We start from the raw sequence: 21,235 nt of genomic DNA on the forward strand, positions 1-21,235 counted from the left end.
TATAGATTTAGCTTCCAAGTCTAATCAAAAAAATTGTAGACAAATATAGCATGCAAATTTGTCTACAATCGTATAGAAATGATTAAATTTCAATAATTTTTTCATTTTGTAGTGCTAGCAATGTACATTCTATGCCCTCTGCAAAGGAAATCTTAGGCTTCCATCCTATTGCATTTGCAAGCTTTTCATTGTTTAAAAATGAATGCTCGATATCACCTTCTCTAGCAGGAGCATATTGTATTTCTAATGGATGGTTTAAATGCTGTAATAATAAAATTACTTGATGAATAGACCATGCCTCATTCGTTGACACATTATAAATTCCTTGTAATTTCGCTTGAACACCAGCATAAATCGCATCCGCAACATCATCTACATAAATGAAATCACGTGTCTGTTCTCCATCTCCATAAATAGTAAAAGGCTTTCCTTCCATACTGCTTTTTAGCATACTAGGAATAACAGCCGCTTCTCCCTGCATATATTGCCTTGGACCAAATACATTCGCAAATCTGTAAATTAATGTTGGCAATCCATAATCCTTTTGCCATTTTTCACAGTATGTTTCCCCAATGCTTTTATTTAGCCCATACATTGAAATGGGTTCACTAATATCCGTTTCTTCTAACGGTGGATAATGACTATCTCCATAAACAGACGCTGATGAAGCAAAAACAAAATGCTTTACCTTATATTTTGACGATAAGAAAAGCATCTGACTAAGCCCTATAATGTTCGTCAATATATCCTTCACTGGCTCTTGCATTGATTTTTGAACACTCGTTTGCGCTGCACAATGCACAACAACATCAAATGAAATTTCCTTAAAGAAATGCTCACACACCTCATCTTCTACATTCAAAAGATAGGATTTATGTTCAAATTCGACATTGCGTAAATGACCAGTGCTTAAATTATCAATGATATATATATTTGCCCCTTCATTATGAAATCGCCTCGCCACAGCACTCCCAATAAAACCGTAGCCACCTGTCACTAACACATTCATCCCATCGCCCCCAAAAACAATATGGTGTTTTATATGCAAGCATTGCCAAAAATATGCAAGCAACTTATTTATGGATTATTTTAACAGAATGCTGTTATTTTGTGTTTATGGGAGCTTCTTTGGGGGAGAGTAAATCAAAAAAACTGTGTCCAAGTATACTACTCAGACACAGTTTATCAAGTTTATGCTGGATTAACTTCTAATTCAACTGTCACTTTAATATCTTTACCAACTAGAACGCCACCTGTTTCCAATGCAGCATTCCAAGTAAGGCCAAATTCCTCACGATTAATTGTTGTTTCAGCTTCAAAGCCATAGACTTCTTGGCCCCATGGATTTGTACCTTTCCCATTAAATTCAGTTTCAAAAGTTACTGATTTTGTTACATCTTTAATTGTTAAATCACCTGTAAGGGCATATTGATCTGCTGATTTTTTAGTAATATTTGTTGATTTAAATGTAATGGTTGGATATGTTTCTGTATCAAAGAAATCTGCCGCTTTTAAGTGATTGTCACGATCTTCACTACGTGTATTAATACTTGTTGCATCTATTGTGAAGCTAATGTTTGCTGTTGTTAAATCTGCAAGGTCTGCTGCTTCAATATCCGCTGTATAGCTATCAAATACACCTTTTACTTTTGATACCATCATGTGTTTTACTTGAAAGTTAATTGCTGAGTGTCCTAAATCGATGTTCCATTTTGCCATTTTAATATTCCTCCAATTGAGTTGTTTTTTATCTCGATTTCGAGATATAAGATAAAATATGAAGCAACTACATTAATTATGTTACCCAAGGCAGTGTGGATTAAACATTGTAGTTACTTTATTTGTACATCCATTATCATAATAGTTACTAAAAGTAATTGATTACTTTATGTAACCTACTATATATTAATAAACAATTTACGTCAAGTAATTATTTAAAACTTTTTCAAATACATCATGAATGGTTGAATTTCTGTGATTCGAGCAGTTATTGGCTTGACCTGAGCGTTTTTCCCTGGGACCTGAGCTGTTTTGGGCCCGGCCTGAGCGTTTTTCCTGGGGACCCGAGCTGTTTCAGGCTCGACCTGAGCGTTTTTCCTGGGGACCCGAGCTGTTTCAGGCTTGACCTGAGCGTTTTTCCTGAGGTCCCGAGCTGTTTTGGGCCCGGCCTGAGCGTTTTTCCTGAGGTCCCGAGCTGTTTTGGGCCCGGCCTGAGCGTTTTTCTTGGGGACCCGAGCTGTTTTGGGCCCGCCCTGAGCGTTTTTCCTGAGGACCTGAGCTGTTTTGGGCTCAGCCTGAGCGTTTTTCCTGGGGACCCGAGCTGTTTCGGGCTCGACCTGAGCGTTTTTCCCTGGGACCCGAGCTGTTTCGGGCTCAACTCGAGCGTTTTCTCTAGAGCCTGATCAATTTCTAGCTTGGCCAGAGAAATCTCCTTATTTCTAAAGTATTTTTATCAAACAAAAAGAAGCTTCCCAATCTAAATTGAGAAAACTTCTATCTTTCAGCGTTTTACTAATTTACCTTGAACAACAAAACGATGATCATCACTTAAGACCGCATCTTTACAAGTGGAGAGAGTCAATATTTTATCCTCCGGGCCAATATCTACATTCATTTCAATGACAGATCTTGCTTGAATATCGTGTAAAAACGTTTGAAAAGCCTCATCGCTAACAAATTCTGTTTCAATATAATAAAAATCAATGGTTGTTTCATAAGCCGCGAAGACTTCAACATCGTATCCTTCATATAATGTGTCTAAGTAAATAATAGGATATTGATTTGCATAGTCTTGCTTTAAATAATTTTTTAGACTGCCAAACATTGTGTCGTTTTTCATAGCATGGCCATACAAAATAGTATTTCGATTGATAGCCTGGATATCATTACGATAATCCATAAAGACACTCCCGGCACGACTTTCTCTATCTTTAAAATTATGATTTAAATAAAAATCATTGTTGTCACTTTGGAGAATAGGGTTACTTAACTTTGTGCCATCGATAGAAATCCATCCAACGATATTTTTATTGACAGCAAGCAAGTCATCAAATTGTGGTCGAATAGTATAGGGAGATAGGGGCTCCGCAGTCTTTTCTTCTTTAGATACTTTATCATGAGCAGCCAATGAAGATTCATAAATCGTTTGCACTTCTTCCAAAGATTTAGAAGTTTCATAATACGTATATAAATACTTTGCTAAAGAAAAGCCCGAAAATAAAAAAATAGCTAAGTATACAATAGTTAACAACTTTGAAGTCCATTTTTTCATGCTATCACCCACTAAATACCAAGGGGAACCATGTAGAATCCAAGCTGCTTATCTTCGTGAAAAATCGCCTCTACCCCATACACCTCTTTAATAACTTCCCTTGTAATGACCTCTCTTGGTGCTCCCTCTGTGACAATTTGTCCTGTCTTCATTAATATAATATGGTCGCTATAACGAATCGCCTGATTAATATCATGAAGGACCATAACAATTGTGAAGCCATGTTCCTCATTTAATGTCTTTACTAGTTCCAATAATTCAATTTGATAGAAAATATCCAAATAGGTTGTCGGCTCATCCAAGCATAAAATTTCAGATTGCTGCGCTAAAGCCATGGCAATCCATACTCGCTGACGCTCTCCACCCGATAAAGCCTCTAAATCGGTATGGCGTTTTTCGAGTAGATTTGTACAAGCAAGAGCCCATTCAATAGCTTTAGCGTCCTCCTCATGATTTCTTTTCAGTATCGTATTATGTGGTAGACGTCCAAAGCTTACTAACTTTTCAATCGTTAAATCCTTTGGAATTTCATTTTGCTGATAAACAATGGCTAATTTTTTAGCAAACTCTTTTGATTTATAATGCAATAAATCCTTGTTTTCTAATGATACATTCCCTGACTTTGGCATATTATTACGTGACATAACACTTAATAATGTTGATTTTCCACAGCCATTAGGTCCTATGATTGTTGTGATTTTCCCCTTTTGGATCATCGTTGATACACCATCTAAATGATTTCGGGTATTATCATGCGATACGATAATATTTTGAATCTCCATGTTTCGTCACTCTTTTCGTAATAGGAATATTAAGAACGGCCCACCGATAATCGCCATAATGGTTGAAGCTGGTATTTCAATGGGAGCAACTATTGTACGTCCAATCGTATCAGCCACTAATATCAGTAATGCTCCAGATAATGCTGTAAAGGGAATCAGCACCTTATGATCATGCCCCACTAAACGACGAGCAATATGCGGCACTAACAAACCAACAAATGAAATAACGCCCGCTACAACAACAGAAACAGCCGATAATAATACTGCTACAGCAGCAATGATTAGTCGAGCACGTGCAACAGGAAAACCTAAGCTTTTTGCTGTTTTATCTTGTAAAACAAGGAGATTACACCAACTATACAGCGCGAAAGCTGCTATTAAACCAACAGTACCATATGTCACAATCGTCGAAACATCTTTCCATGTACGCATCGTTAGATTTGAGCCAATGACACCCGAAACTGACGTATTTAATGAGCCACCTAGACTTATAAATGCCTCTGTTAGTCCAGTAAACATAGCATTAATCGCAATCCCAACTAATATGAGTTTCAAAGGGCTTAACCCTGACTTCCATGACAACGCAAACACAAGGGCACAGGCAAATGCCCCACCTATAAAGGCTAATACAGGTGTCATGAAAAATAATGCGGGAAAGAAGGAAATTATAAAGAGCTGTACAAATGCTGCCCCTGAAGATATACCGATTACGCCTGCATCTGCTAATGGATTGCGCATCACAGATTGTAACAGGACCCCCGAAACAGATAAAGCCGCTCCAGCAAAAAGGGCAACGATAATGCGCGGAAAACGTAAATCCCGGATAGCTTCCATTTGATTATTTCCATCCTCAAACAATGCCACAATAAATTCGAAAAAACCCATCTTAATGCTACCCGTTGTCGCTGCATAAACTGCTACGACAAGTAATAATACACTTACAATTGAAAAACTTACTATTTTTTTTGTCATATTGGACTTCCTTTTTCATTTCAAATTCCATCATTTTATAAGAAAAGCGCTCTATGACAAGACTATGCTTGTGATACGAGCGACATTTCCAGATTGCTATTTTCGATAGAAGATTTCCATCAGTTGTCCTAAAGCTTGTGGTACTTGTAAGGAGGCTGTAGTGCCAAATAATTCCTCCTCCAAATCGTAAACCTTGCCATTTTTAACCGCTTCAAAATGCTTCCAAATATCATTTGTTTTAAATTCCTCATCAAACATTTTTACTACTTCGTCAGGCATGCCATGAGATAAGCGCAAAATAATATCAGGATTACTATTATGAAGATACTCAGTATTTGATGCTAAGTATTCAGCGTCCTGTCCTTCCATCACATTAATACCACCAGCACGCTTCACTAAATCGCCCGCATAAGAATTTTCTGTTGCCACTAAATAACTTCCAGGAATCCCAAGTAAGATGAGGACGCGAGGTCCCTCTTTATTGCCAGCTACATTTTGAACAGCCTCAATATTTTTTTGTAGTTCCTTCACTAATTCTTCAGCTTGTGCTTCGCGCTCATAGCGTTCACCAAGTTTTTGAATCTCAGAAAGCATCGCATCTACACTTTGAAAGTTTAAAAAATTAACTGGAATATTTAATTGCTTGAATTTATCTTGTAAATCATACTCTAACGTAGATACTGATAACACATCTGTCGGGTTTAATGATTTTACAATTTCCATGTCCGGCTCCATTGCATTACCGATAGTTGGTAATCCATCAAAACGTTTTGCTAATTTTTTCTCCGTCTCTGGTACTGCTATAGCATCCAACTCAAGCTTATCCATAATTTCTGCAATAACAACAGTACCAGCAATGATACGTTGTTCATTCTTCTCAGTAGCTTCAGCAGAAGCTTGCTCTTTTTCAGTCGAATCTCCCTTAGTTTCTTGTTTACTGCTATCACTACAGCCAATAACTAGTAATACTAATGACATCAATACTGCCATTAACAGCAACCATTTCCGTTTCTTTTGCATACTGTCATCTCCCTATTTATTTCTGTTCAGTCATATCTTTTTTTGAATTTTTAATACGGCGAACGAGCAGTAAGCCCGATAACATACAAACTCCAATAAGCAAGACTATCTTCACTACATTTAACTGTGCAAGCTGCTCATTCACTTTTGAATCTTGCATTGGTTTTTCTGTAGTGGTTTCTTCCTTTATTTTTGCCTCCTCAGCTTCTTCTTTAACTGCATCTTCAGTAGGAGCGTCAAGTGTACGGTCAAACGCTAATTGCTCCTCCTTCGGCATAGGTGGCTGAACTATAGGCAACGTTGGAAGAGCTGATTTAGATATACTTTCCTCTACCACTATTACTGGAGTTTGCTTTTCAACTTTATTCTCAATTACCTGTGGTTTCACGCTATTCACTTGCTTAGAGGCATTCACTTCAGAAGACTTATTGAAAAGTTTGGCAACTTGCTGCTGATCAAACTTTAGATTAACGAAATATTGATGATAATAAGAAAGCTCTGGAATATCAACTTTAACCCACATACGTATCGGCTGCTCAAAATCATTAACTGCAATTTCAACAATTTTAACATTGTCAACAACAGAGACTAGCTTTGGTTCTACCTGATTTCCTTGTTGATCCACAGTAAGTCCAGTTACCCATGCTGATTTTAATATTGTCATTTGGGCATAGTAAATTCCATCGTTTTCTACTATCTTTGCCAGTGGTTTTACATATGTATTCATTATAGAAGGCTCATTTTTTCCATCTACCAGCAATACATAATTCAATGTCCATTCTTCAGATAATTTATCTTTCAAAGTAGTTTCTTCGTTATCTGAATCTAGGACAGTCTCCTCATTTAGTGGCGTAAGAGTTTGGGCATTTATTTGGAGTTCCTGCGCAAAAGAGAGGGACTCCTCTGTAGATGTGTGTACTACACCGTTTACCCTAATCGGTAGATGTATATCTTTGACATCAAGCTGAACTAAATTTTCGCGCCCAACAGTGGTAGTTATTTCATCATCTAGCTGTTTCATTTGGATGTCTGAGACAATCATTTGTTTTTCCAGTGTTAGCTCTAGTTTATACTGACCATTCTTTACATCTAGAGTCGCCACTTCACTAAAAATATTTTCTCCCAGTCCTTCCATAGATGAAAAACTTAGTTCAACTTGATAGCTTCCATTTTCAATTATAGTTTCTTCAGCATTGACCTGGAGCCAATGAAAGGGAGGGAAAAACATCAGCAAAAGAGTGCTGAATAGGAATACTTTAAATATTTTTTTGTTGCTAATCACGATGAAAATCCCTCCAAATTCTTGAAAAGCACAGTAACTTCCTTCCTCAATAAGTGAGAAAGGAAGTTGCTGTAATAGTACTATTTATTCATGTATTGTAATGCACCATTTAATATTTTTGCCATTTGTGTGCGTTTTAAAGGACTGTTTGCATTAATCACTGTTTTACCTTCAGCATTGACAGAGCCAGTCATAATTTTACCTGCATTTAGAAGGGCAAACGCTTTTTTCGCTTCTTCACTTGATACAGTTGCACCATCAGCATAATAAGATAGGCTTGGATCACCATAGTTCATTTCTTTCCCTGCAACATGCGCTACTGCGCGGTAAATCATTACAGCAGCCTGCTGACGAGTAAGTGTACCATTTGGATTAAAGTTCTCTGCTTTCACAATAATTTTAGCCTCTGCTAAAGCATTGATTGCTTGTTTACGTTCTGCATCAAGTGCTGCTGTATCTTTAAATCCAGCATCTATTGTAGATGATAAATTTAATGCACGAGCAATCATTAACGCAAATTGAGAGCGTGTAATATTGTCGTATGGTTTGAAGTTATCTTGACCCTTCACAATTCCTTTACTGTATAATGCTAGAATTGCTTCTTTATTACCATCATTGCTAATATCTTTAAATGGATTTACTACCGGCTTCACTGCGCCTTCTACAGCAAAGCTAAATTGTACTTGGTGGTTGGCATCATAGTTCACGCCTTTATCTGGCTCATTCACAATAATATGCAGTTGAGCATTCACAAGTTTCTTTAAGTCCGCCACTTCAAATGAGTACGTACTTGCATTTGTTGCTTTGTCTTCACTTACTAAAGTTGCTTGTTTCCCTTCAACTGTGAATCCTTTAACATATTGACCTTGAGGGAATGTCATTGTTACGATGTTTTTACCGTCCACTACTGATACGCCTACTTTAGGTGCAATATATTGCTTCATCATAGATTCTTCAGAAGTACCGTTTTTGTAAACAGTAATTGCAACATCATTGACTTTAACCTCATCTTTTACTTCTTCCTTAACTTCTTCTTTCACTTCTTGCTTTACTTCTTCTTTAACCTCTTCAGTTTTTCCATTTTCTTCAGTAGTCGTTGCTTCTTTATTTTCTACTGCTTTTAAATCAAATTCATACCATTTATCCATCGGACCTTGAGGTGTTTCAGTTACTACATGAATTTTTGCTGCTAACACTTCATCAGCTACAACTGGGAAACTATATGTAATTGTACCATCTTCATTTTTCACTTCAGTAGCATCCACATACTTATCACCTTGTTTAATTTGTAAGCCTGCAATCATTGGCGCAGATTTTGCTACTACTATTAATTTTGCTTCAAACTTACCATCTTTCTCAACAATTGTACCCTGTGTTACAAGATGAGAGCTGATAGCAGGTTGAGCTTCGTTCGTACCTGGTTTAAAGATTTGGAAGTTAACAATCTTTTCGGCTTTATCTGCTTTTGTAGTCTCGGCCTTTACTTCCGTGTTTGTCGTAACTACCTCAGCTGCTGATGCAAATGATGGTACTGTTAAAGATGCTGCTAACAATGATGCTAGAACCATTTTTGTTGCGCGTGATTGACGTTTTTTAGTCATTATTGACCCTCCGTTTTGGATTGTAGTTTTTTTCTATAAAGTAAAAATGCTGATCCCACTAATGCAACGATTAATAAATAGGGTGTTGTATCGCTTGTTTGTGGATTTGGCACTTGACTTTCGGCAGTTGAATTTGTTGAAGCTTTTACATCATTAGCTTTTGGCGCCGCTGAGCTACCAGTAGATGCTGCATCAAAAACTAGTGCAACGCTATATTCATGGTGATAATTAATATCATCAATATCAATTTTCATTGAAGTCACAACAGGTTTCGTTAAATCTTTCACTGTGAATTGCACCATTCGCGTATCTGCTGCCTTATCTTCACTGACTACGGTTGCTCTACCAGGTGGTTGAAATTTAGTAATCCATTTACTATTTTTCAAGGTAATTTGAACGGTCGCCGTACCATTTTTCACAGTGACCTTTGCTGGTTTTACAAAATAATCATTAGCAATGGATACCGAGCTGCTTTCAGGCTTATTGACCTGATATTTTATGGAATGAGTGCCGTCAGATAGCTGGGCAGATGCTTGTGTTAACCCTAAATTGAAAATAACTACCGTTACTAGCATGACGAACATCATTATTTTCTTCATGTACTGAACTCCTCCTTTAATGGAATATATTCGTTTAATTTCCACAAAACATTATAATTGAAAAAAATTTCGTTCACAATATTTAGATTGAAAGCATTTTCATGTAAACGAAAATTATTCTCAATTACACTTCTATTTCCAAGAATAATCGTTGATACCAACGTATGTCAACTGCTAAACCAAATTCGTCCTTAATATGTCAAATTTTCTACAATAAAAGGGATATCACGGAAAAATTTGTGATATCCCTTACGTAATTTTATTTAAATGGACTATTACTATCCTAAAATCTCCAATACTCCAATCATTATTAGTAACCAGCCTGATATAGCCGCTGAGTATTTCCCAATAAAAGTATTAGTTAGTAAATTTCCGAAATGACTGCCGATTCCAACTGTAATAAATGAAAATGTTCCAATAGAAATCACTGTCCAGATGACTGAAATACCGTGAGCGCCAATAGCAATGCCCCCCGCTAAACAGTTAGCAGATAAGATAAAACCAAGTGTTATTGCTTCTCTAAATGAAATAATATAATTTTTATCCTCATCAAATAATTCAGGTTGTTCTGCAATCCCTTGCTGAGAAAAACGATTAGACACTAATGTCCACAATCCAATCGTACAAAGCAATAGACTCCCCAACAAATTTGCGATATGAGGGGATATATATTCAACGATCGTCCCCCCCGCTGTTACTGCAACAAATGTGACAATCATTGACATAATAGCAATAACTGCGTTAGATAGAGCAGGTATTTTCACCCGTTTCACACCATAAGCAAGACCTATTCCTAAATTATCTAAATTAGCAGCTATTCCAATCAGAATGATGGATATCCAATGCATTCTAAGCCTCCTCAAACCCAAGTATCCATTTTCACCTATCTTATGTGGGCAAAATTTTGATTTATGGGCTTCCCTAAATGCATTTGATGGCGAGTCATTAGATATTCTCCCATTACATTCCCACTCTGCTCCCTGTCATTCCTAAAAATCCATGGACAAAAAGTTTAGATCGCTAGTCATCTAGCGAATTTTTCCATTTTAGTGATTTGACAAAAGTAACAACTCTTCGTTAATTTTAAGTTGTTACTTGTTAATTTTTAGTTTATAGTATTTTTATTTTAATAGAAGTAACTATTCATGCAGTTTATCTGAAACATAAAACTTTATAGTAAGGAGAGATTTTATGAAGTTCGATAAATTATTAAAATGGGGATTTGCATTGGGAATCATGCTGTTATTAACTGCGTGTAGCTCAGATGGCGATGACTCAAAAAATGAATCGATTAATTTAGCCTATGTGGAATGGGATACTGAAGTTGCCTCTACACACGTAGTAGGACAAGTTTTAGAGAATTTGGGATACGATGTCACATTAACCCCTCTTGATAATGGTATTATGTGGGAAGCACTTGCGAATGGTGAGGTTGATGGTATGGTATCAGCATGGCTGCCACAAACGCATGCCCCTCAAGTTAAAAAGTATAAGAATAAAATAGACGATTTGGGAGAAAATCTATCAGGTGCTAAGATTGGCTTAGTTGTCCCAAGTTATATGGATGTAAATTCTATTGAAGATTTAACAAACGAGGCTAATCGAACAATTACAGGTATTGAACCAGGAGCAAATATGATGGTCACAACAGAAAATGCTTATAAGGAATATCACAACCTTGAAGGCTGGCATGTACTTACCTCATCAGCAGGTGCCATGACAGCAGCACTTAGTCAGGCATTAGCTAAAAAGGAGGAAATTATTATTACTGGTTGGTCCCCTCACTGGATTTTTAATGCTTTTGATTTAAAGTATTTAGTCGATCCTAAAGGTATTTATGGTGCTGAGGAATATATCGGCACATTTGCACGTAAAGGGTTAAAAGATGAGAATCCAGGCGCATATAGTGTTCTTAAAAACTTCCACTGGACTGCAGAAGATATTGAAAGCGTTATGTTTGATATTATGGAAGGCGCTGATCCTAAAGAAGCAGCAAAAAAATGGATTAAAGATAATGAAAAGAAGGTTTCAGAGTGGTCAAAGGATGTAAAATAAAGACAGTTGTTTTACATATTATAATATAAAACGTCAAAAACATTCGCTAAACAGATGTAATCTAAAAGAGTCGATTCCAGGTATAAAATGGAATCGACTTTCTTTAATTTGATTTATGTCATATCGTACCCAATCATTGAACAATGAAATTAGTGGGTCGTTTTAATTATGTACTTTTCCATATTAAACGCTTCACACCTAGTATAACAAGTGAGACAATGATGCCCCCAATAACCATTATACTGACAGAGATTAAGGCACCGAGTCCAGGTACTGATTCGGAGTAGGTTATGATTGGTGAAACACCATATTGATTCGGTGAGATGGCAAATCTCATGATCTCTAAATATGCTAGGTGAAAACCAATCGATGTCCAAAGACTCCCAGTCCATAAACGAAGTAGCTGCAAACATATTCCAAAGCAGAAAATTAAAATAATATAACCGATGTTAATGGATACTCCCGGAGTTAATCCCACAAGCGCTTGAATCAAGTCAACTGCAATAGTGACTGCTACAAATAGTAAGGTTTGCAATAATACTGAAAGCCAAGTGGCGAATCGTTGACGTAACACATCATATAACAATCCTCGTAACCCCAATTCCTCAGGTAAAGCTTCATAAAAGAAAGCAAATATTATATTGATCAGTAACGCACCATACCACTGATTAGGGACATGCCATTCTTCAATAATTATCCACCCTTGATAACCAGCTATTATGAATCCCAATGAAACCAATGCAATTGCTATGAAAACCCCTGTAAATAAGTGATACAGCCTTTTCCATGAATATACGGGCGTACTGGGTTTAACACCAGTCATCCGATAGACATGCTGATATAAATACAAAACAATTGGAACGACCAGCCCACTCATCACAAGACCCTTTATAAAATTTTGAAAATCCCTTGATGCATCAAATAACTGTGCAGAAAGTTCACCAGAAAGAGAAGCTAAGAAAAGACTTGCAACTAACGTTGACCATCCTATTAATAAAAGTTTTATCCATTTCATAAATAAATTTCCTTTCCTAAGGATTATAATGTACATTACCTTTTTAAAACTTCTGTACCTCCGATTCAGATATTGTGTATATACTTTATATACAATATATACATATTTCATAAGTTTTGCAAGCTCGTTTTTTTTGAAAATAAAAAACATGAGATTGTTAAATCACAAATCTCATGTTTTACCACTAAGTTTGAAGTATTCATCTTAAGGGACCTATTCCACATTCGCCTCACGATGCTCTATCCGTCGCTTTAATTGTTCTATCCGTCGATCCTCCGTTTCTATTCTTCACCTCAGCAATTCTATCCCTCACTTCTACATACGATCAAAAAAAGACCGCCCTCAAAAGGCATCATTCATTGCCTTTTGGGACTGCCCCTTGATTGTTAACCTTTACTTCAATATTTCCGGATGGAATCCATCTTTTTGGAAGTAATTGTCATGCGACCAAATATTTAATTTTTCTTGTTCGGCATCCTGCTGAATATCTCTGAATTCATCCTCAAACGTATTATTTGGTTTATGGATAAAACGTACTGCCGCAAGCCCTTCTTTCAATAACGATTCCTGTAATAACACATCATCTACAAAAACATAGGCTAACAGTCGATCGTAATTGTCCGTTTCTGGTCCTACATCGTAAACTGCTTCTATCTTATTGGCGTTTTCTAACAATTTAATTGTATAGTCTCTTGCCTCTTCAGCAAAAGGCTGTGCTTCACCTTTGTTGTAATTCATTTCAGGTGTATCGACCATTAGTAAGCGGATTTTTTCCTTCCCGCCATTTATTGACGCCTGAATTGTATCTCCATCATATGCTTTAATAAAGTCGACTGTAAAACGTTTATTTCCTGTTTTTTCTTCAACCTGTTCAATGGAAATAATGCCGTTTTGGTCTGTTGATGTTACATCTTTTTCTTCAGCTGGTGATCTACCAAAAATCATATATAGTGCAACAGCTAGAATGATGGTACCACTCGTTATTAACGTTTTTATATCCTGCATCTTCATGTTATAGGTCCCTCACAACTATTCGTCTTTCATTACACTTTAAGGAACCTCCCTAAAGTACAACTAGCTCCACTAATCATCTCTAGGAAAACCGTAACCCTAGTAATTGAAAGTTTCACGTTGCTTCTATTGTAAAATATCAAGCTACTACATTCAAGCTATGTAGTTGCAATGGCCACCCAATGATTTGGAGATACTTCAACAAGCTGACTATTTTCAATCTCATAGCGTAGTTGTGTTTCTTCATTTTCAGTTTCCGCATATTTTTGCTTTTCGATTGCTGGGTCAGGAATTGGTATGGAGCGTAATAAAGCTTGTGTATATGGATGTTGAGGATTAGCATAGAGCTCCTCACTTTCTGCAAGTTCGACAATTTTACCACCATACATGACTGCTACACGATCACTAATATGCTTCACCATAGACAAATCGTGGGCAATAAATAAGTATGTTAAGCCCAGGCGCTGCTGTAAATCCTTTAACAAATCTACAATTTGCTTTTGTATTGAAACATCCAGTGCTGATAGTGGTTCATCACAAACGATAAAATTTGGCTCCACTGCTAAAGCTCTTGCTATGCCAATACGTTGACGTTGACCACCTGAAAATTCATGTGGATAACGCATTGCATGTTCTTTGTTTAAGCCTACAAGTTCAAGTAATTCCTCCACACGCTGCTGACGTTCTTCATTTGTTTTGACTAGCTTGTGAATATCTAAAGCTTCCCCAATAATATCTACGACTTTTCTTCGAGGATTTAACGAAGAATATGGATCTTGGAAAATAATTTGCATATGACGACGCATTGCCTTCAACTGTTTCTTCGTTAATCTTGTAATGGGTATTCCTTGATATAAGACTTCTCCATATGTAGGTTGATGGAGCTGCAAAATCGTTCGTCCAGTCGTTGATTTGCCTGAGCCTGATTCGCCCACTAATCCCAATGTCTCTCCAGGGTAAATATGAAATGATAAATCATTAACTGCCTTTACTGTTTGACCACGACCTAATTCAAATTCCTTTGAAAGATGTGTTACTTCAATTAATGGTTTATGTTGATTGCTGCCAGTGTGCATATGTGCATTCGGTTTTGGCTGCTTTTTCTCATGGAGTTTTGGCAAAGCATTCAATAGTTTTTTTGTATATGGATGTTGAGCATTCGCAAAAATCTCCTCTGTTGTTCCCTGCTCGACAATTTCTCCCTCTTTCATGACAATCAGTCGATCACACATACCAGCCACAACGCCTAAATCATGCGTTATCAAAATAATCGAGGTACCCATTTTCTTTTGCATATTGCGCATTAATTTTAAAATTTGTGCTTGAATCGTTACATCAAGTGCTGTTGTCGGTTCATCTGCTATGAGTAAAGACGGATTACAGGCTAATGCCATAGCAATCATGACACGTTGCCTCATCCCTCCCGAAAATTCATGTGGATATTGCTTATAGCGTTCTTCAGGCTCCCGTATACCTACAAGCTTTAATAGTTCAATTGTTTGTTTATAGGCCTCAACTTTGGACATTGACTGATGCTTGATTAAACTTTCAGCTACTTGTTCCCCAATTCGAATAGTTGGGTTTGTGGATGACATAGGGTCTTGAAAAATCATACTAATATCTTGTCCGCGGATTGCTTCCATTTGCTTTTCACTCAAAGAGGTTATTTCTTGTCCTTTAAATAAAATACTGCCTGACTTCAAAAATGAAGGGGGTGTTGGTAATAACCGCATGATTGAACGAGCCGTAACGCTTTTTCCACTACCTGACTCTCCTACTATTCCGAGCGTTTCACCTTTATTTAGATGAAAGCTAACACCCTTTACTGCTTCAAATTCTGTCTCCCCTGTCAGAAAGGACACACGAAGATTGTTGATTTCTAGAAGCTTTTCACTCATTCCATCCACCCTTTTTAAATTTTGTGATTGACTTAAGTACAAGTATAATCCATACTTTACAATACTGATAGGAATTATACAATATAGTACAAAACATGTCATCCCGCATCCAGTCAGTAGGACAATCACTTCTATAACGAGTCAACGAGATATTGCATAAACTAATCAGTAATGAAGGCTTAATTGCTTAAACCTTACTTAACTTACGTTTGGAGGAAATGCATGGATATATCAAACAATCATTCAGCAACTACAGAACATGTATTCTTTTTCGCGGTTTATCAAAAGCTCACAACTCAAAAACTCTATAATGTGTTGCTCTTTCTTTTAAGTATCTTGGTCCATCCTATTACATACTATTTCTATCGTAAAAGAAAACAATCACAACAATACAAACAAGCTTTTGAACAACAGTGGCTGTACTATGAGGAAAAAGGTTTATTGGCAAAATGGCAATCTACATTTGCAGAACAAGAATTAGCAAAGGCTACTTTCTTTCATGAAACTGTATCTGAAAAGCAAATACAGGAGACAGCTTCTAAATTAGCCCAAGCAAAAATTCAGCAATTTATTGAGCAGGATTTATTAAAGGAAGGCATAGAGGATCTCTCATATTTACAGTTTTTTAGTGAGCAACTAAAAAATAGAAAATTCCTGACTTTTACGTTTTTGCCTGCTGCTTTATTTTATGTAGTACTCCTTTTAAATGCGAATCCATTTCTACAATTCATTATTGAACGAATACTACAAAGCTTTATTGTTATTGTAGGAGTGGCTACACTAGTTTTTACAATTTTGTATTTGTCTCCATTTGATCCCGCAAGAAATTTACTAGGGGTCGAGGCAACGGCTGAGCAAATTGCAAATTTCAACCGTATTCACGGCTTAGATCAACCTTATTTCTCTCAGTTGTGGAATGCTTTATCTGGCCTATTCTCCTTCGATTTAGGTACTTCCTTTGCAGGGAAAGAAGACATTACCCACAGTATTGCAAATAAATTTCCTGTCACACTTGAAATTGCCGTCCTTTCATTGTTAATGGCTATTGCTATCGCCATTCCAGTTGGCATTATTTCAGCGGTTCGTCCAAATTCCTATTTGGATTATACATTTATGTTCATTGCTTTAATCGGCCTATCCATTCCAAGCTTCTGGCAGGGCTTGATCTTTATTTTGACATTCTCGTTAAAGCTACAGTGGTTACCAGCTACGTATAATCCGCAAAGCTGGCTATCTCTAATTATGCCAGTAATTGTTTTAGGTACATCTATTACTGCTTCTATTGCCCGAATGACCAGATCTAGCATGCTTGAGGTCATACATGAGGATTACATTATTACCGCAAAGGCCAAAGGTTTAAATGAATTTAAGGTCATTTCAAAGCATGCGATTCGTAATGCTATGATTCCTATTATTACAGTAATCGGGCTCCTCTTCGGCGGCATGTTAGGAGGAGCATCAGTTACAGAAAAGGTTTTTAATATCAGTGGTATTGGTAGCTATATCGTTGACAAACAGTTTATCCCTGATATCCCAGCGATTCTAGGTGGGGTCGTATACATCGCTATTACAATTTCGATTGTTAACCTCTTCATTGATATTTTGTATGCCTTTTTCGATCCGCGCATTCGCTCAAAAATGAAGAAGTCTTAAAGGGGGAGCATCTGTGAAAAACATCTTACATGTCAAACTACTCTTGAAGATTACACAGGAATATGTCAATGCTCATTTTACATTTGTCTTTTCCTTCCTGTTCTCTTTATTGTTTCTAGCTTATAGCTACGATTTCTCTAACCAAAGCTGGCGGCCAATTGTATGTACCTTTTTCATAATTTATGCGATTACCACCGCTTATGTCGGTTTCCTTACTGTTCGAATCAAACAGAATTTAGCAAAGCTAGGAGATATCAAAAAAAGCACTCGTCTCCTTGGATATCCATTATTTTTAACAATAGCTACAGGCAATATTTTCTCAGCATCATTTGCTTTTATGCTTGTGTCTAAGAAAAAGACAGCTGAATATACTTTTGCTGCGTATGCACTTATTACACAGCTATTCATCGTCGGTATTTCAGCACTAAACCTGTTTAAGCCGTATGTAACAGATACCTTTTTAGTTGCGATGGGGCTTTTCCTGTGCCTTGCCCTCTTTTATATTGTGATGCTAATTTTATGTACCAAATTTGTTACACCAAGATCTGCTCCAAAATGGATGCTGTTACCTGGTATATTGCTGTTATTTGCGACTCTTACTGGTAATCTTTTTGCAACATTACTAGGTTATAGCCTTATTCAAAAGGCCCGAAAGACAAATCCATCATCCATAGAAAAATGGCAAAACATTTGGGAAAAGATTTTACGTAATACAATGGCCGTTTTTGGGTTATTTTTCATAGTTTTAATGTTTTCATTATCTGTCACAAGTTCGTGGACATTTGACTATGATTTGGCTACGGAAAATAACTATGGTGCTTTGCTACAAACACCATCACTGGAATACCCACTGGGTACTGATAATTATGGCAGAGATTTATTTTCTCGCATTATTTTCGGTGCACAAATATCGTTGATTGTTGGCTTTTTCTCAACCATTATTCCAGCACTTATTGGAGGGGTGCTTGGAGCGTTTTCAGGTTTTTATGGCAAAGCTACAGACAACATCATCATGCGTAGCCTTGATATTTTATATGCGATTCCTGGTATTTTACTAGCTATTGCGATTATTGCTGCTTTTGGAGCCAATACGGTTAATTTAATCATTGCTCTTAGTGTTGGAGCTATTCCTACATATGCTCGTACAATGCGGGCTAATGTTATGCAGCTTGCTAATTTCGAATTTGTGGAATCAGCTAGAGCATTAGGTGCTTCTGATGCTGCAATCATCTTTAAGCATATTGTTCCTAATTCGTTAGCACCAATGATTGTTAAAGCAACTCTAACAATTGGTGGAGCTGTTATTTCAACAAGTAGTTTAAGTTTTTTAGGGCTTGGCATTGAGCCACATATCCCTGAATGGGGCAATATTTTAAAGGTTGGTAGTACGTACCTGGAAACACACTCTTATGTTGCGATTTTCCCAGGTCTTTGTATTATGCTTCTCGTTCTTTCCTTTAATTTCTTAGGGGATGGATTACGGGATGCTTTAGATCCAAAAACAAATTAAAATGGAGGTTCTTACATGAAGAGATTACTTATATTGTTATTGATAGCAGTATTAGCACTGTCTGGCTGTGTTCAAACAAAAAAGGACGTAGAAGGCAGTAAAGATTCAAAAGGAAAAGGCAATACAACAATTGAACTTTTAGGCATGTCCGCTTCTGAAGAGGATATGAATATTGTGCGAGATCAATTAGTGAAAAATGGCTTTGATGTAAAACTCAACATTCAGCCTGATTATGGTTCATTTTCTGCCCAAAAAGAGGCGGGCAATTATGATTTAGCACTTTCTAGCTGGACAACAGTTACAGGAAATCCTGATTATGCTGTTCGTGGTTTATTTAAAACGGGTGGTGACTATAGTGTTGTTGCTGACTCAAAATTAGATGCTTTAATTGATGAAGCAAGTACATTAACAGGTGATGAAGCTACTGCAAAATATAAAGAATTAGAGCAGTTATTAGTTTTCGATCAGGCATATATTGCGCCTTTATATATTTCTAATAAATATCAAGGCATTTACTCTGAATTAGTGAATCCAAAAACTGTTCATTTACCTAAATCGCGTGCACAAGTTTGGGAAAGCATTGAATTTAATGATGCATCTAAAAATGCGACAGAACCATTGATTTTACACCAGACACTAGATTCATTAACATCCCTTGATCCGATTAAAGGTAATGATGGCTCAATAAATACATTGAATACAAATATGTATGTTCGACTTGTCAACTTAACGGATACAGATGAAGTCGTGTCAGATGGATCACTATCTTATAACCATGCAACTGCTGAAGGTAATCAAGAATATTACTTCATTTTACGTGATGATATTCACTTCGCAGCTATCAAGGATGGTGCTGCAATAGATACAGGTGAATTAGTGTCTGGTGAAGATGTTGTATTCTCATTAAATCGTGCAAAAGATTCAACTTCAGTACCAGATCACCGTACTTATAGTATTCATGAAAACATCGAATCTGTAGAAATTGTTTCTGATTTAGCAGAATTACAAAATAAAAAAGTAGCAGGATCAGACCAATCTATTTTAGATGTACTTTCTCAAAACCTACCTGCTTCTGTAACACAATTAGCAACAGATAAGGCTGCTGTAAAAAATGCAACAGGTACTTACCAGGTTGTAAAAATTACAACACCAACACCATTCCCTCAGGTGTTAAATTATTTAGCACACCAATCTGGCGGGATTGTATCTGAGAAACAAGTAACAAGTATCAATACTTATGATGTAGCTAGCTATGATCCAGATAAGGATATCTCCTATGGTGATCAAGCAACAATAACAGAGGGTACAGCAACATATAACAACCATTTATATGCAAGCGGACCTTACATTCTTGTGAAGAAAAATGACTATGAAGCACAATTTGTGAAAAACACAGCATACCGTGTTGGTAGTGAGTTTGAACCAAAAATTGCGAAAATCAATGTTCGTTTTATCGCGGATAATGATAGTGCCCTATCTGCACTACGTAATGGAGAAATCCATGTACTTCAGACAGTACCTGAAACAAAACTAGATATAGTAAAATCTGATAATAAATTAACTTTAAATACCGCTGATAGTAACGCCGTATCATATTTACAAATGAATACATCGGGCCGTGCCGTATCGGATTCAGTAGACTTACGTAAAGCCATACTGTACTCAATCAACCAAGATGAATTTATAAGCTACTACCAAGGCAATAAAAAACCCGCTGTATCCACTGTTTCTACATTAGTTAACACTGGATTAGAGCTTAAGGCTGACAGCGAAAAAGTAAAAGAGTTTTTAAAAGCCTATAAAGACGCAAAGTAATTTTTTCATATTATAAATTAAATACAGCTATTTAATGTTTTCAAAGCTCAAACCCCGTTCTAAATGTAGGACGGGGTTAAAAATATGGTTGTTTAATAAATAGCACTCGTTACTTGATTAATTTCATCTTCATTAAGGATAGTCCTTTATGTATTCAATAGACATTCATAAAATTTTTAGTGTTATTTACAATACTACCTCAAAAAAGTGTACCCTTAAATTTCTCTGGTTTTTTTACATAGCCTTCGATTATAAAACCACATGCTGTGCAAATAATATATTCAATATCCGAACCTAAACTCATCTTACCATCCGGGTACATCGTCCCATATCCACTGTGCTTACCTTTACCCAACTCCTTCCCACCACATTTTGGACATTCAATTACATTCGAAGAATTCTTCAATATATCCCCCTCCTCTTATACATTTGTGAACCAACTATTTTACTGATAATTCTACTATCTAATATTACGAATGATCTGTAAAATGGTTCCATTTTATTCGACAATTTTCCACTTCTACCAATTCGTTCTCTTTCTAAAAAATGCCCCGTTTATTGAATGGTTTCATTCTTTATACAACTTTTTTTGTCACTTTACATAAACATACAAAGTAAAATTTTAACCATACTAAAACAGAGCCTCTTCAATTTAAATTTGAGGAGGCTCATTATTGTATCTTTTGAAAACCCCTTGCTATGCGAGGGGTTCTAAAGAGCTTCTAGCTATGGACAAGAAAAAACCCCCAGC

18 protein-coding genes are annotated in these 21,235 nt (G+C 36.6%); 4 read left to right on the forward strand and 14 right to left on the reverse strand.

Annotation, left to right across the window (positions count from 1 at the left end; all coding sequences use genetic code 11):
* Nucleotides 1–82: 82 nt before the first annotated feature.
* From AC1RNS_RS22660 to AC1RNS_RS22705, 10 genes are all read right to left on the reverse strand, one after another.
* A complete protein-coding gene (locus tag AC1RNS_RS22660) occupies nt 83–1,009 on the reverse strand; it encodes an NAD-dependent epimerase/dehydratase family protein (RefSeq protein ID WP_492995950.1) in 927 nt (308 codons plus the stop codon).
* Between the two features lie 182 nt (nt 1,010–1,191).
* Entirely contained in the window at nt 1,192–1,719 is a 528-nt protein-coding gene (locus tag AC1RNS_RS22665) for a YceI family protein (protein ID WP_492995952.1), read from the reverse strand.
* A 781-nt stretch (nt 1,720–2,500) separates the two neighbouring features.
* Entirely contained in the window at nt 2,501–3,271 is a 771-nt protein-coding gene (gene srtB, locus AC1RNS_RS22670; RefSeq protein WP_492995954.1) for a class B sortase, read from the reverse strand.
* An 11-nt stretch (nt 3,272–3,282) separates the two neighbouring features.
* The gene (locus AC1RNS_RS22675) at nt 3,283–4,053 is read right to left on the reverse strand and encodes an ABC transporter ATP-binding protein (protein ID WP_492995956.1); all 771 of its coding nucleotides are present in this window, start codon (nt 4,051–4,053) and stop codon (nt 3,283–3,285) included.
* Between the two features lie 6 nt (nt 4,054–4,059).
* Nucleotides 4,060–5,025 (reverse strand): FecCD family ABC transporter permease, encoded by a 966-nt coding sequence (locus AC1RNS_RS22680; protein ID WP_492995958.1) that lies wholly within the window; start codon nt 5,023–5,025, stop codon nt 4,060–4,062.
* Between the two features lie 96 nt (nt 5,026–5,121).
* Nucleotides 5,122–6,045, reverse strand: coding sequence for a heme ABC transporter substrate-binding protein IsdE (gene isdE / locus AC1RNS_RS22685; protein WP_492995960.1), 924 nt, complete (start codon nt 6,043–6,045; stop codon nt 5,122–5,124).
* 16 nt (nt 6,046–6,061) lie between these two features.
* Entirely contained in the window at nt 6,062–7,327 is a 1,266-nt protein-coding gene (locus AC1RNS_RS22690) for an NEAT domain-containing protein (protein WP_492995962.1), read from the reverse strand.
* An 80-nt stretch (nt 7,328–7,407) separates the two neighbouring features.
* On the reverse strand, nt 7,408–8,928 hold the full coding sequence (locus AC1RNS_RS22695; protein WP_492995964.1) for an NEAT domain-containing protein: 1,521 nt from the start codon (nt 8,926–8,928) through the stop codon (nt 7,408–7,410).
* The gene (gene isdC, locus AC1RNS_RS22700) at nt 8,928–9,527 is read right to left on the reverse strand and encodes a heme uptake protein IsdC (protein ID WP_492995966.1); all 600 of its coding nucleotides are present in this window, start codon (nt 9,525–9,527) and stop codon (nt 8,928–8,930) included. The genes AC1RNS_RS22695 and isdC overlap by 1 nt, the downstream gene beginning before the upstream one ends.
* Nucleotides 9,528–9,805: 278 nt before the next feature.
* Nucleotides 9,806–10,375, reverse strand: coding sequence for a manganese efflux pump (locus AC1RNS_RS22705; RefSeq protein WP_492995969.1), 570 nt, complete (start codon nt 10,373–10,375; stop codon nt 9,806–9,808).
* 343 nt (nt 10,376–10,718) lie between these two features.
* Here AC1RNS_RS22705 and AC1RNS_RS22710 point away from each other — a divergent pair, with 343 nt between their 5' ends.
* Complete coding sequence (locus tag AC1RNS_RS22710; protein WP_492995971.1) at nt 10,719–11,582, forward strand: glycine betaine ABC transporter substrate-binding protein; 864 nt, start codon at nt 10,719–10,721, stop codon at nt 11,580–11,582.
* Nucleotides 11,583–11,748: 166 nt separating this feature from the next.
* Here AC1RNS_RS22710 and AC1RNS_RS22715 read toward each other — a convergent pair whose 3' ends face one another.
* The 3 genes from AC1RNS_RS22715 to AC1RNS_RS22725 all read right to left on the reverse strand — a co-directional run bounded on the left by AC1RNS_RS22715 (nt 11,749) and on the right by AC1RNS_RS22725 (nt 15,506).
* Nucleotides 11,749–12,597 carry a CPBP family intramembrane glutamic endopeptidase gene (locus AC1RNS_RS22715; RefSeq protein WP_492995973.1) on the reverse strand — a complete coding sequence of 283 codons (849 nt, stop codon included), beginning with the start codon at nt 12,595–12,597 and terminating at the stop codon, nt 11,749–11,751.
* A gap of 393 nt (nt 12,598–12,990) precedes the next feature.
* Nucleotides 12,991–13,608 (reverse strand): thermonuclease family protein, encoded by a 618-nt coding sequence (locus AC1RNS_RS22720; RefSeq protein ID WP_492995974.1) that lies wholly within the window; start codon nt 13,606–13,608, stop codon nt 12,991–12,993.
* 158 nt (nt 13,609–13,766) lie between these two features.
* Nucleotides 13,767–15,506: an ABC transporter ATP-binding protein gene (locus AC1RNS_RS22725; protein WP_492995976.1), complete on the reverse strand. Its 1,740-nt coding sequence runs from the start codon at nt 15,504–15,506 to the stop codon at nt 13,767–13,769.
* 222 nt (nt 15,507–15,728) lie between these two features.
* On the opposite strand from AC1RNS_RS22725, the gene AC1RNS_RS22730 reads away from it, so the two are divergent.
* From AC1RNS_RS22730 to AC1RNS_RS22740, 3 genes are read left to right on the forward strand one after another with little or no spacing between them, the layout of a single operon-like run.
* A complete protein-coding gene (locus AC1RNS_RS22730; protein WP_492995978.1) occupies nt 15,729–17,159 on the forward strand; it encodes an ABC transporter permease in 1,431 nt (476 codons plus the stop codon).
* A gap of 13 nt (nt 17,160–17,172) precedes the next feature.
* Nucleotides 17,173–18,669: an ABC transporter permease gene (locus AC1RNS_RS22735; protein ID WP_492995979.1), complete on the forward strand. Its 1,497-nt coding sequence runs from the start codon at nt 17,173–17,175 to the stop codon at nt 18,667–18,669.
* Between the two features lie 15 nt (nt 18,670–18,684).
* Nucleotides 18,685–20,484, forward strand: a complete 1,800-nt coding sequence (locus AC1RNS_RS22740) for an ABC transporter substrate-binding protein (RefSeq protein ID WP_492995981.1) — start codon at nt 18,685–18,687, stop codon at nt 20,482–20,484.
* Nucleotides 20,485–20,683: 199 nt separating this feature from the next.
* Here the strand turns inward: AC1RNS_RS22740 and AC1RNS_RS22745 are convergent, their stop codons facing one another.
* Nucleotides 20,684–20,890: a transcription initiation factor TFIIIB gene (locus tag AC1RNS_RS22745; RefSeq protein ID WP_492995982.1), complete on the reverse strand. Its 207-nt coding sequence runs from the start codon at nt 20,888–20,890 to the stop codon at nt 20,684–20,686.
* Between the last annotated feature and the right edge of the window lie 345 nt (nt 20,891–21,235).

It is taken from the genome of Lysinibacillus sp. GW821-FHT14F06 (genome assembly GCF_058803665.1).

What these genes read in the sequence shown, in the direction of transcription:
- AC1RNS_RS22660 (WP_492995950.1), bottom strand. Translation starts at nt 1,009, where the DNA reads ATGAATGTGTTAGTGACAGGTGGCTACGGTTTTATTGGGAGTGCTGTG.
- AC1RNS_RS22720 (WP_492995974.1), bottom strand. Translation starts at nt 13,608, where the DNA reads ATGAAGATGCAGGATATAAAAACGTTAATAACGAGTGGTACCATCATT.
- AC1RNS_RS22705 (WP_492995969.1), bottom strand. Translation starts at nt 10,375, where the DNA reads ATGCATTGGATATCCATCATTCTGATTGGAATAGCTGCTAATTTAGAT.
- AC1RNS_RS22715 (WP_492995973.1), bottom strand. Translation starts at nt 12,597, where the DNA reads ATGAAATGGATAAAACTTTTATTAATAGGATGGTCAACGTTAGTTGCA.
- AC1RNS_RS22675 (WP_492995956.1), bottom strand. Translation starts at nt 4,053, where the DNA reads ATGGAGATTCAAAATATTATCGTATCGCATGATAATACCCGAAATCAT.
- isdE (WP_492995960.1), bottom strand. Translation starts at nt 6,045, where the DNA reads ATGCAAAAGAAACGGAAATGGTTGCTGTTAATGGCAGTATTGATGTCA.
- AC1RNS_RS22695 (WP_492995964.1), bottom strand. Translation starts at nt 8,928, where the DNA reads ATGACTAAAAAACGTCAATCACGCGCAACAAAAATGGTTCTAGCATCA.
- AC1RNS_RS22725 (WP_492995976.1), bottom strand. Translation starts at nt 15,506, where the DNA reads ATGAGTGAAAAGCTTCTAGAAATCAACAATCTTCGTGTGTCCTTTCTG.
- AC1RNS_RS22710 (WP_492995971.1), top strand. Translation starts at nt 10,719, where the DNA reads ATGAAGTTCGATAAATTATTAAAATGGGGATTTGCATTGGGAATCATG.
- AC1RNS_RS22740 (WP_492995981.1), top strand. Translation starts at nt 18,685, where the DNA reads ATGAAGAGATTACTTATATTGTTATTGATAGCAGTATTAGCACTGTCT.
- AC1RNS_RS22665 (WP_492995952.1), bottom strand. Translation starts at nt 1,719, where the DNA reads ATGGCAAAATGGAACATCGATTTAGGACACTCAGCAATTAACTTTCAA.
- AC1RNS_RS22680 (WP_492995958.1), bottom strand. Translation starts at nt 5,025, where the DNA reads ATGACAAAAAAAATAGTAAGTTTTTCAATTGTAAGTGTATTATTACTT.
- srtB (WP_492995954.1), bottom strand. Translation starts at nt 3,271, where the DNA reads ATGAAAAAATGGACTTCAAAGTTGTTAACTATTGTATACTTAGCTATT.
- isdC (WP_492995966.1), bottom strand. Translation starts at nt 9,527, where the DNA reads ATGAAGAAAATAATGATGTTCGTCATGCTAGTAACGGTAGTTATTTTC.
- AC1RNS_RS22730 (WP_492995978.1), top strand. Translation starts at nt 15,729, where the DNA reads ATGGATATATCAAACAATCATTCAGCAACTACAGAACATGTATTCTTT.